The 14,830-nt window shown below is 62.5% G+C and carries 13 protein-coding genes; 5 read left to right on the top strand and 8 right to left on the bottom strand.

Going from position 1 to position 14,830, the window contains the following annotated elements:
* Window positions 1-182: 182 nt before the first annotated feature.
* Both CWC48_RS12570 and CWC48_RS12565 read right to left on the bottom strand, forming a co-directional pair.
* On the bottom strand, window positions 183-602 hold the full coding sequence (locus CWC48_RS12570; RefSeq protein WP_078050547.1) for a hypothetical protein: 420 nt from the start codon (window positions 600-602) through the stop codon (window positions 183-185).
* Window positions 603-624: 22 nt separating this feature from the next.
* Entirely contained in the window at window positions 625-963 is a 339-nt protein-coding gene (locus CWC48_RS12565) for a polymorphic toxin type 44 domain-containing protein (protein WP_250883527.1), read from the bottom strand.
* Between the two features lie 252 nt (window positions 964-1,215).
* Here CWC48_RS12565 and CWC48_RS12560 point away from each other — a divergent pair, with 252 nt between their 5' ends.
* The gene (locus tag CWC48_RS12560) at window positions 1,216-1,503 is read left to right on the top strand and encodes a HigA family addiction module antitoxin (RefSeq protein ID WP_100492518.1); all 288 of its coding nucleotides are present in this window, start codon (window positions 1,216-1,218) and stop codon (window positions 1,501-1,503) included.
* Between the two features lie 147 nt (window positions 1,504-1,650).
* Here CWC48_RS12560 and CWC48_RS12555 read toward each other — a convergent pair whose 3' ends face one another.
* The 6 genes from CWC48_RS12555 to pilG form a co-directional block, all read right to left on the bottom strand.
* On the bottom strand, window positions 1,651-2,106 hold the full coding sequence (locus CWC48_RS12555; RefSeq protein ID WP_078050548.1) for a chemotaxis protein CheW: 456 nt from the start codon (window positions 2,104-2,106) through the stop codon (window positions 1,651-1,653).
* Complete coding sequence (locus CWC48_RS12550; protein WP_100491951.1) at window positions 2,099-7,918, bottom strand: Hpt domain-containing protein; 5,820 nt, start codon at window positions 7,916-7,918, stop codon at window positions 2,099-2,101. Before CWC48_RS12550 ends, CWC48_RS12555 begins: the two co-directional genes overlap by 8 nt.
* A 169-nt stretch (window positions 7,919-8,087) precedes the next feature.
* The gene (locus CWC48_RS12545) at window positions 8,088-10,139 is read right to left on the bottom strand and encodes a methyl-accepting chemotaxis protein (protein WP_078050550.1); all 2,052 of its coding nucleotides are present in this window, start codon (window positions 10,137-10,139) and stop codon (window positions 8,088-8,090) included.
* Window positions 10,136-10,660 carry a chemotaxis protein CheW gene (locus tag CWC48_RS12540; RefSeq protein WP_100491950.1) on the bottom strand — a complete coding sequence of 175 codons (525 nt, stop codon included), beginning with the start codon at window positions 10,658-10,660 and terminating at the stop codon, window positions 10,136-10,138. Before CWC48_RS12540 ends, CWC48_RS12545 begins: the two co-directional genes overlap by 4 nt.
* Window positions 10,661-10,672: 12 nt before the next feature.
* On the bottom strand, window positions 10,673-11,038 hold the full coding sequence (pilH, locus tag CWC48_RS12535) for a twitching motility response regulator PilH (RefSeq protein WP_014720320.1): 366 nt from the start codon (window positions 11,036-11,038) through the stop codon (window positions 10,673-10,675).
* A gap of 46 nt (window positions 11,039-11,084) precedes the next feature.
* Complete coding sequence (gene pilG, locus CWC48_RS12530; protein ID WP_010564379.1) at window positions 11,085-11,492, bottom strand: twitching motility response regulator PilG; 408 nt, start codon at window positions 11,490-11,492, stop codon at window positions 11,085-11,087.
* Window positions 11,493-11,731: 239 nt separating this feature from the next.
* On the opposite strand from pilG, the gene gshB reads away from it, so the two are divergent.
* The 4 genes from gshB to ruvX all read left to right on the top strand — a co-directional run bounded on the left by gshB (window position 11,732) and on the right by ruvX (window position 14,777).
* Window positions 11,732-12,685 (top strand): glutathione synthase, encoded by a 954-nt coding sequence (gene gshB, locus CWC48_RS12525; RefSeq protein WP_100491949.1) that lies wholly within the window; start codon window positions 11,732-11,734, stop codon window positions 12,683-12,685.
* Window positions 12,686-12,762: 77 nt separating this feature from the next.
* Window positions 12,763-13,668 (top strand): energy transducer TonB, encoded by a 906-nt coding sequence (locus tag CWC48_RS12520; protein WP_078050553.1) that lies wholly within the window; start codon window positions 12,763-12,765, stop codon window positions 13,666-13,668.
* Window positions 13,669-13,770: 102 nt separating this feature from the next.
* Window positions 13,771-14,340, top strand: coding sequence for a YqgE/AlgH family protein (locus tag CWC48_RS12515; protein ID WP_078050554.1), 570 nt, complete (start codon window positions 13,771-13,773; stop codon window positions 14,338-14,340).
* Entirely contained in the window at window positions 14,340-14,777 is a 438-nt protein-coding gene (gene ruvX / locus CWC48_RS12510; RefSeq protein WP_005792259.1) for a Holliday junction resolvase RuvX, read from the top strand. The genes CWC48_RS12515 and ruvX overlap by 1 nt, the downstream gene beginning before the upstream one ends.
* Window positions 14,778-14,830: the final 53 nt, after the last annotated feature.

The raw sequence follows: 14,830 nt of genomic DNA, 5'->3' as shown, positions 1-14,830 counted from the left end.
CAGCAGGCATAAAAAACGCCCGTTGGATGGCTATGGGCGTTGGTGCGCCGATATGTAACCGGACTTGCACGTCCGTGTCACCGTTTTTTGCGATGACAGGACGAAGACTAGGCGCGCTGACGGCACGCGACAAGTTCATGCATGGCCCAACATCTTGCAGGAAAAATCCGAAGCCAGCCGGTCTACAACTTCATGTCTATGCTCACAGCGCCCAAACCTTCAAGCGGATAGCTGCGGTACTCATAAACCTCACCACGAACAGTGAGGTGGATGACGCCATCCTGCCGGGTCACTTGAACATCCGGCGCTTTGGTTTTCAAAAAGGGGTGTGCCGAAACCAGCGCTGTCAGTATCTCCCGATCACTACCTAAGTCCTTATGAACGTAGTACCTGTAGGAAAATCCCACTGTCGCGCCGCCCTGACCGTCACGTGCTCCATAAATTGAGCTGCCGTTGCCCAAGGAGTGTTTCAAAACCACTTCGTCCAAATCCGGTGTACCGGATGACATGATCCAATTGCCCCCGATATAAATCAGGCAGGCTACCAGCAGGCAGTTGCGCAGAACCGGCAAGAGGCCCTTAGTAGCCCTGAGAAATTGCATACTCAATACCCCTCCTTATCCACTATTGATCTCGAGGATCATCGCCAAAAGGGTCTGCGCCCCACCATGACCCAAATTCCGGCTTGGTGGTTTTTGCGAATGTTTGAGCGACACCTGCTGCCCGTAACAGAACATGCTCGGGAATACCCAGCACCGTACCTGTAGCACCATAATTGAAGTTACCAAAAGCTTCGTACTGACGCCCTCGCTTCTTGTAGTTCCATGGGCCGGCAGCCCTGACCTGTGAGTAAAACCAGGAATAAGCGAATGCCGAGCCTGGCTGGAGATGAGTGCCTTTACACTTGGCGGTCGCCATATTTTCGAGAAGTGAAACACCCGGCGGCATTAACGGTACGGCCATTTGCGAATCCTTGCTGGCTGTGAGGAGCGCTGAACCTAGCACCCCACCTGGCACTGAACATCCCGCGCAATCCAGATACAGAACTTGCCTACAACAACTCCATCCTATTCCGACATTTGTAGGGTCAAACTGCACCAGAGTGAGCAAACTCGGAAGGCCGATAGGAAGATTCATACAATGGTTTAGGGTTGCTGCTCGGAAATGACCGGCCTAGCCTCGCGACTGATACTCATCGCCGTCGGACAGACCAACATGCCCATGCACAACCCACCTCACCCAGGTGAAATCCTGCTTGAAGATGTAATCCCTGCCCTGGACATCACCATCACCGAAATGGCCCGGCGCCTGGGATTCGCCCGTGAGACGTTTTCGAGGATTTTGCATGGGCGTGCGCCTGTTAGTCCTGACTTGGCGGTGCGGCTTGAGCGGGCAGGTGTGAGCACTGGGCAGTTATGGCTGTCGATGCAAAGCGCCTATGACTTGTGGCAGGCCGAGCATCGGGAGCAGCCGGTGATTGAGCGGTTTGCGCGGATTGATTGAGGTTTGGAGGCGAGCACAATTCAGTGTGGGAGCGGGCTTGCTCGCGAAAGCGGTGGGTCAGCCAGCTATCAGTGACTGACCCACCGCTTTCGCGCGCAAGCCCGCTCCCATATTTGGAACTTCATAGGGATTTGAATAGGTGGGCAATCAAGCCAAGCCGGATTCAACCAAGAGCGCTTCGATGCCCATAAGGTCCGGCACCTTCGCCACATGCTCGCCCACCTGCACCGCCGCCAGCTCCAGCGGGCACAGCGGCACGTCCACGTAGCTCAATTCACTATCAAGCTTGTACGACCGTGGAATGCCCTGGATCACCAGCGCAATAAACTTCAGCGTCGGCCGCCCGCCCAACGCGTTCAACACCACTATCCGCGAGCGTTCACCGGTCACGCTGGCTTCACCGCACACCGCTTCAAAGCTGATCAGCGGGATTTGCCTGTCGCGCCAGGTCACTTGCCGCAAATACCACGGCGGTGCATCGCTGGCCGGTTCGCCGCGCTGGAAGTCGATCAGTTCGGCGATGGCGACATTGGGCAGCACCAGGTGGCGGTCGGCCAGGGGCAGCAGCAGGCCGGTGAGTTGGCTGGTGCGGTGGTCAAGCATGGGACTTGCTCCAGTAGGCGATGCTTTCGAGCAGCACCGATTCCTGGTACGGCTTGCCGAGGTAGTCATTCACGCCGATGGCCATGGCGCGGTCGCGGTGTTTCTGGCCGGTGCGCGAGGTGATCATGATGATCGGCAGGCGCATCAGCCGGGGGTCGTTGCGCACTTGGGTGGCGACTTCGAAGCCGTCCATGCGCGGCATTTCGATGTCGAGCAACATCAGGTCCGGGCTGTGCTCCTCCAGCACGGCGAGGGCGTCGATGCCGTCTTTGGCGGTGAGCACGTTCATGCCATTGCGCTCCAACAGGCGGCTGGTGACTTTGCGCACCGTGACGGAGTCGTCCACCACCAGCACCAGCAACGGGCGCTTTTTCAACGGGTCGTTGAGGATCAGCGGCGCGTCGACCGACTGGGCCGGCAAGGCCGGCTGGCGTGCGCGAATATGCGCGAGCAAATCGATGATCAGCACCACGCGACCGTCGCCCAGGATCGTCGCGCCCGACAGGCCCTGCACGCCGGCAAACTGCGGCCCCAGGCCCTTGACCACGATTTCCCGCGTGCCGGCCATGGCGTCCACATGGATCGCCACGCGCCGCTCGTTGCACTGCACCAAGAGCACCGGCACCGGTTGGTACTGGCCCAGCAGTTTCGGGCGGCTGACGGTGTGCAGCAGGTCGCCCAGGTAGAACAGCTCGTAACGCTGGCCGGCGTATTCATAACTCGGCGGATCCTGCTGATAGTGCCCCGCCAGCTCATGGGGCAGCACCCGCACCAGGCCTTCGATGGTGTTGAGCGGAATCGCGTACTGGTCATCCGCACATTGCACCATCAGCGCGCGGTTGACCGACACGGTGAACGGCAAGCGAATACGGAAATGCACACCCTCGCCCGGCGTCGAGTCAATGACCATCGAGCCGCCAAGCTGACGCACTTCCTCATGCACCACGTCCATGCCCACGCCGCGCCCGGAAATCTGCGTGATCTTTTCCGCCGTGGAGAAGCCCGGCTGTAGGATGAACTGCAACACGTCGCGGTCGCTGATCTCTTGATGCGGGGCGAGCAAGCCACGCTTGATCGCCTTGCGCCGTACGGCCTCCAGCGGCACACCGGCACCGTCGTCGCGCATGTCGAAAACGATGTCGCCGCCTTCGTGGGTCAAGTCGAGGGTGATGCGGCCTTTCTCGGGCTTGCCGGCCAGCAGCCGTGCATCGCGGGACTCCAGGCCGTGGTCGACGGCGTTGCGCAGCATGTGCTCCAGCGGCGCGGCCATGCGCTCCAGCACGTTGCGGTCCATCTCGCCCTCGGCGTTGCCGACGATGAATTCCACGTCCTTGCCCAGCTCACCCGCCACCTGGCGCACGATGCGCTTGAGGCGCGGCAGCATGCGCTCGAACGGCACCATGCGCGTGCGCATCAGGCCTTCCTGCAACTCGGTGTTGATGCGTGCCTGCTGCTGCAACAGGTCGTGGGCGTCTTCGTTGCGGCGCTCAAGGGTGTCCTTGAGGTCGAGCAGGTCGGAAGCGGATTCGGACAATGCGCGGGACAATTGCTGCAATTGCGAGTGGCGGTCCATTTCCAGCGGGTCGAAGTCCTCATAGCCCAGGCGCTCGGCCTCGGCTTGCTGGCGGCTGAGGATGCGGCCCTGGGTTTCAGTGTCGAGACGCCGCAGTTGGTCTCGCATGCGTTCGATAGTGGTTTCCACTTCCGTGAGGGCGATGCGGGCGTCGTTGACTTGCTGCTCGATACGGCCACGAAAGATGGACGTCTCACCGGCCAGGTTGACCAGATCGTCGAGCAACTCGGCGGAGATCTTCACCATGTCGGCAGCCGGGTCTACCACGGCCTCCACCTTGCCCGCTGGCAACGCCACCGGCGTCACCGGTTCATCGCTGGGGTGCACCAGGCTCTTGATGCGCTCGATGAGTTTGTCCACCGAGCCGACCGGCAAGCCATCCGCCACCGCGTCGATCATCTGCGCCAGGCGGTCGTGGCAGCCCTGCAGCAAGGCGAACAGCTCCGGCGACGGCGCGAGCAAGCCGGCAGACAGGCCTTCGTAGAGAAATTCCAGTTCGTGGGCCAGGTCGCCAATGGGCGCGATCTCAACCATGCGCGCGCCGCCCTTGAGGGTGTGCAAGTCGCGCAGCAGGGTTTCCACCTCCTGGCGATTGCCGGGCTCGGCCTGCCAACGTGACAGCGCCGCACTGGAACTGTCGAGAATGTCGGCAGCCTCTTCCAGGAAGATATCCAGCAACTCGGGGTCGGCGCCGGACGTTGGCGGCGCAGTAGCCGGTGCAGCAGGCGCAGTGGCTTGACGCAACACCCGGACCTTGGCGATCAGCTCGGCGCTGTCACTCAGGGGCTGGTGCTGCTGCAGTTCTTCCAGCTGCAACGCGAGCAGCTCATGGCAGGCCATCAGTACCAGGGACAGTTCGGCGGAGTAACTGTAGCGGCGGTCCACCAACCCTTCGTACAGGCATTCCAACTCATGGGCCAAGTCGCCAATCGGGCCGATTTCGGCCATGCGCGCACCGCCCTTGAGGGTGTGCAGATCGCGCTGCAATGATGACAACGGCGCGGCGTTGTCGGGCTCCAGCAACCAGCGCTTGAGCGATTGCCCGGCGCTGTCGAGGATGTCCACGGCCTCTTCGAGGAAGATCTCGACGATCTCGTCGTCCATCGCGGTGGCCTGATCCAACTGCTGTGTGGCGGCGCCCAGCTCGGAAATGCTCAGCACCCGGCTGCCGTCGCTTTTGATCAAGCCGGTGGCGGACGGGTCGAGGGCTTCATCCAGCAGTTCGCGCAGGGCGTCGACCCGTGCCGGCGCGGGGCTGACTTCCTGGCCAGCGGCCAGTTGGTCGAGCATGCTGATCAGTGCTTCATGGGCGTGTTCGGCCTCATGGAAAAACCGCTCGCTCACCGCCAGGCTGCTCTCCTCCACCGCGCCATAGAGGTCGAGCAGGGCTTCGCAGAGTTCGTCGATGGCGTGCAGGTCGGCGACGTGCGCGCCTTCCCCCAGGGTGGTCAGTTCGTCGAGCAGCGCGGTGAGTTCCTGGCGTTCGCCGGGATGCTGTTGCCAGCGGCGCAACAGGCTTTCGGCGTCGAGCAGAATGTCCATGCCCTGGGCCAGGAAGTTGGCGATCAGTTGCGGGTCGCGCTTGATGCGCAGGCCGGTGTTCGGGGCGTCGAGCAAGGCTTCAAGCTGGTGGTCCAGCAGGCTTTGGGTACGGTTGATCAGGTCCTGTGCGCCCCTGATGGGCGCCAGGGGGTCGCCGTCCAGGTCACGCAGCCCGCGCTGGAACAGGCCCTCGGCTTCGAGCAGCAACTCCACTTCGTCCAGGTCGAGCGGCAGGCGGTGGGCCTTGTACTCGCGGGTCAGGTGGTCCAGCGGGCGCGCCAGCTCGGCGATGGGCAACACGCCGGCCATGTAGGCGCTGCCCTTGAGGGTGTGCAGGGCGCGTTGCAGTTCATCGCTGACTTGCAGCGGCACATGCTCGGCGGCCTGTTGCAGGAAGTGATTGAGGCTGTCCAGATGGCTTTGGGCTTCGTTGCGGAAGATCTCCAGGAGCATCGGGTCATGAGGCTCAGCGGCCGCTACCTGTGTACCGCTGGCCAAAGCGTGGGCACGGGCCGCCAGGGCATCGACCTCATCGCGCTGGCGCTGGTCGTCGGTGGCGAAGTCGGCGATCAGCTCCGGCAGCAGGGCCACCGCTTCATCCAGCACCTGTTGCACCTCGGGGCCCAGGGCCACGCTGCGTTCCAGTACGCGGTTGAGCAGGTTTTCCACCGCCCAGGCCAGCTCGGCCAGGACCAGGGCGCGGACCATGCGGCCGCTACCCTTGAGGGTGTGGAAGGCACGGCGCATTTCGCCCTGAGCCGTTTTGTCCGCGCTGTTGGGCAGGTGCCGGTGCAGCACCTCTAGGACCTCGTCGGTCTCTTCGAGGAAGACCTCGCGCAGTTCATCGTCGATGGGCTCTTCGTTGGCCGGTGGCGGCAGCAGGCTGCCAGGGCGCTGCAAGGCCGGCGGGTTTAGCCGCGACGTGGGGCTGGCCAGCGCATCGAACTGCGACTGGCTCGGCGCGACCTCCACCGCCAATGCTCCATCCGGTGCAACCAGGGCTTGGCGCCAAGGTTTCTCGGCAGGCAGGTAACCCAGCGCCGCCAGGCCTTGGGTGGCCAGTTCCAGCACCCGTTCACCTGCGGCATCGGGGTCTTGGAGCATGCGTTCGAGGTAGTACTCCAGGCTGCTGATCACGTCGGCGAAATGCGCCAACTGCATCTCGGATGGCGGCGCGTCGCTGCCCATCAACTGTTCGTCGACGTAGTCCGTACAACCACGCATCAGGCTTGCCGCGCGGGGCAAAGGGATCATCGCCAGGGCGCCACGTACTTGGCTCAGCAGCTCCGGCAGGGACTCGAGCCGCTGGCGGTCCCAGTCGGCTTCAATACAGTCGATCACCAGTTCTTTGGCTTGCTTGAGGCACTGGCAGGATTCGCGGATCACCAGTTGGTGGATCTGGGTCAGGTCGGTGGTGGGCAGACGGCTGTCTTCGCGGCTTTCCGGCTCGACGGTGCCGACCATGCCCGCCAGTGTGGCCTCGACGTAGAGCAACGCGCCGGCGACGTCCATCAGCACCGCATCGTTCGGCTCGCGTTGGCCCTGGGCCAGGCTCAGCACCACGGCAAGCTGGTCGATGATGACTTTACGCGGCTGGCCGAAGCCAAGTACCGCCAGGGTGTCGGCGATCTGCCGCAGCGGTGCCAGCAGTGCATCAAGGTCGCGGGTGTGCTGACGGTCGCTGCGTACGAACAAGTCGAGACGCTCCTTGACCCGCACCAGTTCTTCACACAATGCCCCCAGCACCGAGCCCATGGCGTTGCGGTCCGGTCCGGCCAGGCGTGCGCGTTCGGCATCGACCACCGCGCTGTCGGGCAAGGCTTCATCAAGGCCGTAGCGTTCCTTGAGGCTTTGCATGCGCGGCGTCGGACGGGTGACCTTGGCCACATAGAACAGCAGGCTCTTAAGCAATTCATCCGGCGCCGGCTGGTTGATCCCGCCGATGCCCTGGGCCAGCAGGCGTTTGAGTTGCTTGTCACTGGCCTTGAGCAGACTGCGCAACGCCGGGCTGTTGGCGATCACGCCAGTCAGCATGCCTTCGACCAGCGCCGAGGTGACCTGCCACAACGGCAACAACGGTGCGCCCTGGCACAAGGCTTCGAGGCGCGCGAACACCCGCGCCATGTCTTCCAGGTTGCTGGGGCCATGGTCTTCACGCAGCAGCCCGGCCAGCGCCTGCTGCAAAAGCTGGTGCCACTGGCGCAATTGCTCTTTCAGGTCGGGCGCTGCGCGTTGGGCCAGGACTTCATCGGGCAGCGGCGCAATCGCCAGCAGTTGGGGACTGAACAGGCTGGTCTCCGACAGCAGGCTTTCACCACGGGCACTGCGCAGGTCGTTGAGCAGCGGCAACACCACCAGCGGCAGGTCACGGCGGGCGCTGTGCACACGGTCCAGGTAGAGCGGCAATTGGTTGAGGGCCTGTTGCAGCAGACGGATGCCTTCGTCGCGCTGGCTCACATGACCGGCTTGCAGGGCCAGGGCCAGTTCTTCGACTTCCTCGGCGAGCAGGGCCGCGCCGTAGAACTCGACCATTTGCAACGCGCCATGCACTTGGTGAATAGCGCCCAGGCACTCGCTGATGGCATCGCTGTCGCCGGTTTCGACGTAGGCGTCCAGCGCCGAACGGGCCTGTTTCAGGGTGTCGGCAATGTCGCCCTTGACCCATTCGAGGGCCACGTAGTCGTGCCGATCAACCATAACTGCTCCGCTTAGAATTCATGGGTTGCTGATGTTGCAGATATACCAAAACCAATGGATATCTAATGTTGGAGCGGGCTTGCTCGCGAATGCGGTGGGTCAGTTAATAGAGTAGGTGACTGATACACCGCATTCGCGAGCAAGCCCGCTCCCACATTTGGATAGCATTTCAATCTTCCGGCTGCTTGGCAGGTGGAAGTGTAAAACCCGACACCGACCGGCGCAGTTGGCTGGCCATTTTTGCCAGGTTGCCGATGCTTTCGGCGGTGGCCGTGGAGCCCGACGAGGTCTGGGTGGTGATCTGTTGGATCACGTTCATGGTCAGCGATATCTGCCCGGCCGATGAGGTCTGTTGCTGCGCTGCGTTGGAGATGCTCTGGATCAGCGCCGCCAGGGTTTTCGACACGCCTTCGATCTCTTCCAGCGCCACCCCGGCGTCCTGGGCCAGCCGCGCGCCGCGCACCACTTCGGTGGTGGTCTGCTCCATGGAGATGACCGCTTCGTTGGTGTCGGCCTGGATCGCCCGCACCAGCGTTTCGATCTGCCGGGTGGCCGCAGACGAACGTTCGGCCAGACGCTGCACTTCATCGGCCACCACCGCAAAGCCGCGTCCGGCGTCACCGGCCATGCTCGCCTGGATCGCGGCGTTGAGGGCGAGGATGTTGGTCTGGTCGGCAATGTCGTCGATCAGGCTGACGATATCGCCGATCTCCTGGGACGACTCACCCAGGCGCTTGATGCGCTTGGCAGTGTCCTGGATCTGCTCGCGAATGTTGTCCATGCCGTGGATGGTGTTATGCACCACCTCGTTGCCCTTGTTGGCGATTTCCACCGAGCGCTCTGCCACCGCCGAGGACTCGGCGGCGTTGGCCGAAACCTGGTCGATGGACTGGGCCATCTGGTTGATCGCCGTGGAGGCTTCGGCAATCTGCTGGGCCTGGTGCTCCGACGCTTGGGCCAGGTGCATGGCGGTGGCCTGGGTGTCCTGCACGGCGCCAGCGACTTGCCCGGCGGTGAGGTTGATGGTGGCGACCAGGTCGCGCAACTGGTCGACGGAATAGTTGATGGAGTCGGCGATGGTGCCGGTGAAGTCTTCGGTCACCGAGGCCGTCACGGTGAGGTCGCCGTCGGCCAGGTCTTCGATTTCATCCAGCAGGCGCATGATCGCGTTCTGGTTGCGTTCGTTCTTCTCGGCGGTCTCGTGCAGTTGGCGGTTGGTCTCGCGCACCATCACCAGGCCGATCAGGATGATCGAGGTCAGCGCCAGCAAGCCCAGCACATAGCCGCCGATGGTGTCGAAACTGCGCCCGCTGGCCAGGTTTTCGAACCCGGTGGCCAGGTGCGAGGCTTCATCGAGCAGGGTTTGCGACAGGTTGAAGATATTGCTCGCCGAGGCGCGCACCTGGAACAACTGTGGCGAGGTCTCGAGGATCTCATCCACGGAGCCGGAAACGAATTCGAACAGTTCGGCGATTTCCGCCAGCCGCGCACGGGCGTCGCGGTCTTCGACCTGGGTGATGCGCAGGCCGGGGTTGCCCTGGAGCATGCCGTTGAGCACCTGGCCGAAGCGGTTGGCGTCACGGCCAAAGGCATCGGCGGCCTGCACGGCGGTTTCGTCGCCGGCGAGTACGGTGTTCACCGCGCCAAGGATACGTTCGGCCAACAGTGACTGACGCTGGGCCAGCGCCACCTGGCTGGCCGGAGCGCCGCGCTGCAGGAGGATGTCGACGACCTTTTCCGATTCCATCTGCAACTGCGGCACGGTTTCGGCCAACGTCGCGGCGACCTGATGCAAGGACAGCACGGTCTGTTCGCTGGCGAGGATCGCGTCGGTATTTTTCAGCAGCGCTTCCCAGTCGGTCTGCACCGCGCGCATTTCGGCGCGCACCGCGTTGGGTGCGGCAGGCAGGCCGGTTTCCGGGTCACCTTTTTTCAGGTAGCCCCAACGCTGGGCGAAATCGTTGCGCGCATCGCCCAGCAGCTTGAACGCCGCAGCCTTGCCGGCGGCGGCTTCGGTGGCGTTCTTGGCGATACGCTGGGACAGCACGCGCAGCTCACCGGCGTGACCGATGTACTGTTTGTCATAGGTGGACTGGGTGTTGAGGTACGCAAAGTTGGCGAACAGCAACATGATGAACACGATGAGTGCGATGAACAGCACGATGATCTGCGAGCGGCTGCGTGAGCCGGCCTGGGGTTTTGGCGGGGTAACGGTGGTCATGCGGCAACATCCATGAAGCCTGGGGCCTGGGCCAGGGCGAAGGGGCTGAAGACCTGCCATTGCTGGTCGCTGTCGAACTGGCCCTGGATAAACGGCGCACCGGGCGCGGCGCTCGCCTGCAGTGCGTCTTGTGCGAAATGCTGCATTCCCACCACCTCATCGACCAGCAGCCCGACAAACAAGTCGTTGAATTCCACCACCAATACACGCCGCTGCTTACGCGCCTTGGACAGTTCCAGGCCGAGAAACCCGCCGAGGTCCATCACCGGCAGCAAACGCCCACGCAGGTTGGCCACGCCCTTGACCCACGGTTTGACCCCGGGCATCAAGGTGCAGCGCGGTTCATGCAGGACTTCGGCGACTTCGCCCATGGGGGCCACATACCAGTGCTGGCCCAGGCGAAAGCCGATCCCGCTCCAGCGTTGCAGTCGGGTCTCTTGGGACGGCAGGTCAGCAGCCAGCAGGCGGCAGCGCCGATCGATGTCCAGCAGCAACTCGAAGGCGGTTTGCGACTCGGTCATGATGGCGAACCGTCAGCCGGCCAGCACCTTGTTCAGGGTGGCGATCAGCGTTTCTTCGTCCACCGGCTTGGTCAGGTAATCCTTGGCGCCCTGGCGCGCGCCCCAGATCTTGTCGGTTTCCTGGTCTTTGGTGGTGATGATGATGATCGGGATGCCGTTGGTTTCGGGCTCTTTGGACAGCTGGCGCGTGGCCTGGAAGCCATTGAGGCCCGGCATCACGATGTCCATCAACACGGCATCGGGTTTTTCCTGGCGGGCCAGGGCCACGCCGTCCGCGCCGTTTTCGGCCTTGAGGACCTGGTGGCCATGCTTTTCCAGCATGCCGGTCAGTTTGTACATTTCGGTCGGCGAATCGTCGACGATCAGAACACGTGCCATGGTTTTCCCCACTACATAGGTGGACGCCAGCCCTTGTGAGGCGGTGTCAGTGTGCTTGTTCTACTGCGGCGAACCCCGGCACGTAGGCCTTGATCGCGCCCAGCAGTTCTTCCTTGCTGAAAGGCTTGGTCAAAAACTGATCGACACCGACGATGCGCCCCTTGGCCTTGTCGAACAGGCCATCCTTTGACGACAGCATGATCACCGGGATCGACTTGAACGCCGGGTTGTTCTTCACCAGCGCGCAGGTCTGATAGCCATCCAGGCGCGGCATCATGATGTCGACAAAAATAATGTGCGGGTGATGATCAACAATCCGGGCCAGCGCATCGAAACCGTCGATGGCCGTGATGACATCGCACCCCACATTCTTCAACAAGGTTTCAGCGGTGCGGCGGATCGTCTTCGAATCGTCGATCACCATCACTCTCAAGGCGTTGGAATGCTGTTCCATATCTGCTCTGCCATCGCCACAGCGAATCGGTTTTCGGTGTGTACTGCCTGATGTTGCACAGGATGAGCGCCGCAAGCCTTGGAATTCAAGGGCTGCTACGCCGTGGCAGTCTTTTTAGCACAGTCTCCGGACGCAATCTATCGAGCAACCGGCCAGGTGGTTTTTCCTTGACCCACAACAGCCACAGCGCCACTCTGACGCCACTTTTATGCGCCCTAATTTGCTAGAGGAAATCCCCCATGAGCGTTCGCGTCGGCATTGTCATGGACCCTATCGCCAGCATCTCCTATAAAAAGGACAGCTCGCTGGCCATGCTCCTGGCCGCCCAGGCCCGCGGCTGGACGCTGTTCTATATGGAGCAGCGCGACCTTTACCAGGGTGACGGCGAGGCCCGCGCACGCATGCGTCCGCTGCAGGTGTTTGCCAACCCGCAGAAGTGGTTCGAGCTGTCGGACGAAATCGACAGCCCGCTGAGCGATCTGGACGTGATCCTGATGCGCAAGGACCCGCCGTTCGACATGGAGTTCGTCTACTCCACCTACCTGCTGGAACAGGCCGAACGCGCCGGCGTGTTGATCGTCAACAAGCCGCAGAGCCTGCGCGACTGCAATGAAAAGCTGTTCGCCACCCTCTTCCCGCAGTGCACCCCGCCCACCGTGGTCAGCCGCCGCGCCGATGTGCTGCGTGAATTCGCTGCCAAGCACGGCGATGTGATCCTCAAGCCGCTGGACGGCATGGGCGGTACCTCGATCTTCCGCCACCGCGCCGGCGACCCGAACCTGTCGGTGATCCTGGAGACCCTGACGGCCCTGGGCACCCAGCAGATCATGGGCCAGGCCTACCTGCCGGCGATCAAGGACGGCGACAAGCGCATCCTGATGATCGACGGCGAGCCGGTGGATTACTGCCTGGCGCGCATCCCGGCAGCCGGCGAGACCCGCGGCAACCTGGCGGCCGGTGGTCGTGGTGAAGCCCGCCCTCTGTCGGACAAGGACCGTTGGATTGCCGCCCAGGTTGGCCCGACCCTGCGCGAAAAAGGCCTGCTGTTCGTGGGGTTGGATGTGATTGGCGAGAATCTCACCGAAATCAACGTCACCAGCCCTACCTGCATCCGCGAGATCGACAACGCATTTGGCACGAACATCGGCGAAATGTTGATGGCTGCCATTGAGCGCAAGCTACAAGCCAAGTGACATAGAACAGCCGGACACACACCAACATTGCGTTATCATGCGCCACCTGTGAAACGCGCGATGTTGGTTTTTTTGTCATGACACTCCCGTCCGAACTGCCCCCCGAACTCTCCCACAGCGGCGTGCGCCCGGCTGATCGGCTCGGATTTACCCTTTTCCTCGCTGCACTGATTCACCTGGCCGTGATCCTCGGCGTTGGGTTCACAATGGTTGAACCCAAGCAGATCAGCAAAACCCTGGAAATCACCCTCGCCACGTTCAAGAGCGAAAAGAAGCCCGAGAAGGCTGACTTTCTCGCCCAGGACAACCAGCAAGGCAGCGGCACCCTCGACAAGAAAGCCGTGCCCAAGACCACCGAGGTGGCGCCGTTCCAGGACAACAAGGTCAACAAAGTCACGCCGCCACCGGCCCCCAAGCCCGAGGTCAAGCAGGCAGCGCCCAAGGCCGCCGTGACCACCGTCGCGCCCAAACCGCAAAAAGCTCCGACCCAGCGTGAAAAAACCAAGACCGAGCCCGTGCCCGAGCCCGTGAAGCCGGCGCCGACCTTCGACAGCTCGACGCTGACCGATGAAATCTCCAGCCTGGAAGCCGAACTGGCCAACGAACAGCAGCTGTACGCCAAGCGCCCGCGCATCTATCGGCTGAACGCCGCCTCAACCATGCGCGACAAAGGTGCCTGGTATAAGGACGAGTGGCGCAAGAAGGTCGAACGTATCGGTAACCTCAACTACCCGGATGAGGCACGCCGCCAGCAGATTTATGGCAATTTGCGCTTACTGGTGTCGATCAACCGCGACGGCACGTTATATGAGGTGCAGGTGCTGGAGTCGTCCGGCCAGCCGTTGCTGGACCAGGCCGCCCAGCGCATCGTGCGCCTGGCCGCCCCCTTTGCACCGTTCAGCGGCGACTTGAATGACGTCGATCGCCTGGAAATCATCCGCACCTGGAAGTTCGCCAGGGGCGACCGGCTGTCCAGCAACTGATACACCTGCCGGCTCCTACAGGCAGGGTGTTCGACATGAAAGGTAGGCTTGTCGTGCATCACCAGCTTGTCAGTTCGCCCCTCCGCCGCCACACTAGCGGACATGAAAAATGTCAGCCCGACCTACCTCAAGCACCAATTCCTGATCGCCATGCCCCATATGGCCGACCCGAACTTTGCGCAGACCTTGACCTACATCGTCGAGCACACCGCCAAGGGTGCCATGGGGTTGGTCATCAACCGCCCGCAAGAGCTGAACCTGGCGGACATCCTTGAGCAACTGCGCCCCGAGATCGACCCGCCCGCCCGTTGCCAGGGCGTGCCGATCTACATCGGCGGCCCGGTGCAGACTGATCGCGGCTTTGTGCTGCACCCCACCGGGCCGAAGTTCCAGGCCACGGTCGACTTGGAAGGCGTGTCGCTGTCCACGTCCCAGGACGTGCTGTTCGCCATCGCGGACGGCGTGGGCCCTGAGCAAAGCGTGATCACACTCGGCTATGCGGGCTGGGAAGCCGGGCAGTTGGAAGCCGAACTGGCCAGCAATGCCTGGCTGACCTGCCCCTTCGACGCCGAAATCCTGTTCAACACCCCCAGCGAACTGCGCCTGGAAGCCGCTGCAGCCAAGCTGCGGGTGAACCTCAGCCTGCTGACCAGCCAGGCGGGGCACGCCTGATGGCTTTGCGTCTGATCCTTGGTTTTGATTACGGCACCAAACAGATCGGCGTAGCCGTCGGCCAGGTGATTACCGGCCAGGCCCGCGAGCTGTGCACCCTGAAGGCCCAGAACGGCATACCGGACTGGAACCAGGTCGAAGCCCTTATCAAGGAATGGAAGCCCGATGCCGTGGTGGTCGGCCTGCCCCTGAACATGGACGGTACCCCCAGCGACATGTGCCTGCGCGCCGAAAAGTTCGCCCGCCGCCTCAATGGCCGCTACAACCTGCCCTTCTATACCCACGATGAACGCCTGACCACGTTTGAAGCCAAGGGTGAGCGTCGCGACCGTGGAGGCCAGAAAGGCAGCTACCGCGACAACCCCGTGGACGCCATCGCCGCCGCGCTGCTGTTGCAGGGTTGGCTGGATGAAAACACTGCTTTATTTGAATCCTGACTGACGCGGCTTGCCGCGTCTTTTTACGTTTGAGCCCGGACCTTGCCTGCGCG

Source organism: Pseudomonas sp. S10E 269 (genome assembly GCF_002798465.1).
Classification (GTDB): domain Bacteria; phylum Pseudomonadota; class Gammaproteobacteria; order Pseudomonadales; family Pseudomonadaceae; genus Aquipseudomonas; species Aquipseudomonas pergaminensis.
Note: the sequence above shows the minus strand (reverse complement) of the source record. Positions and strands in the feature narration are given on the sequence as shown.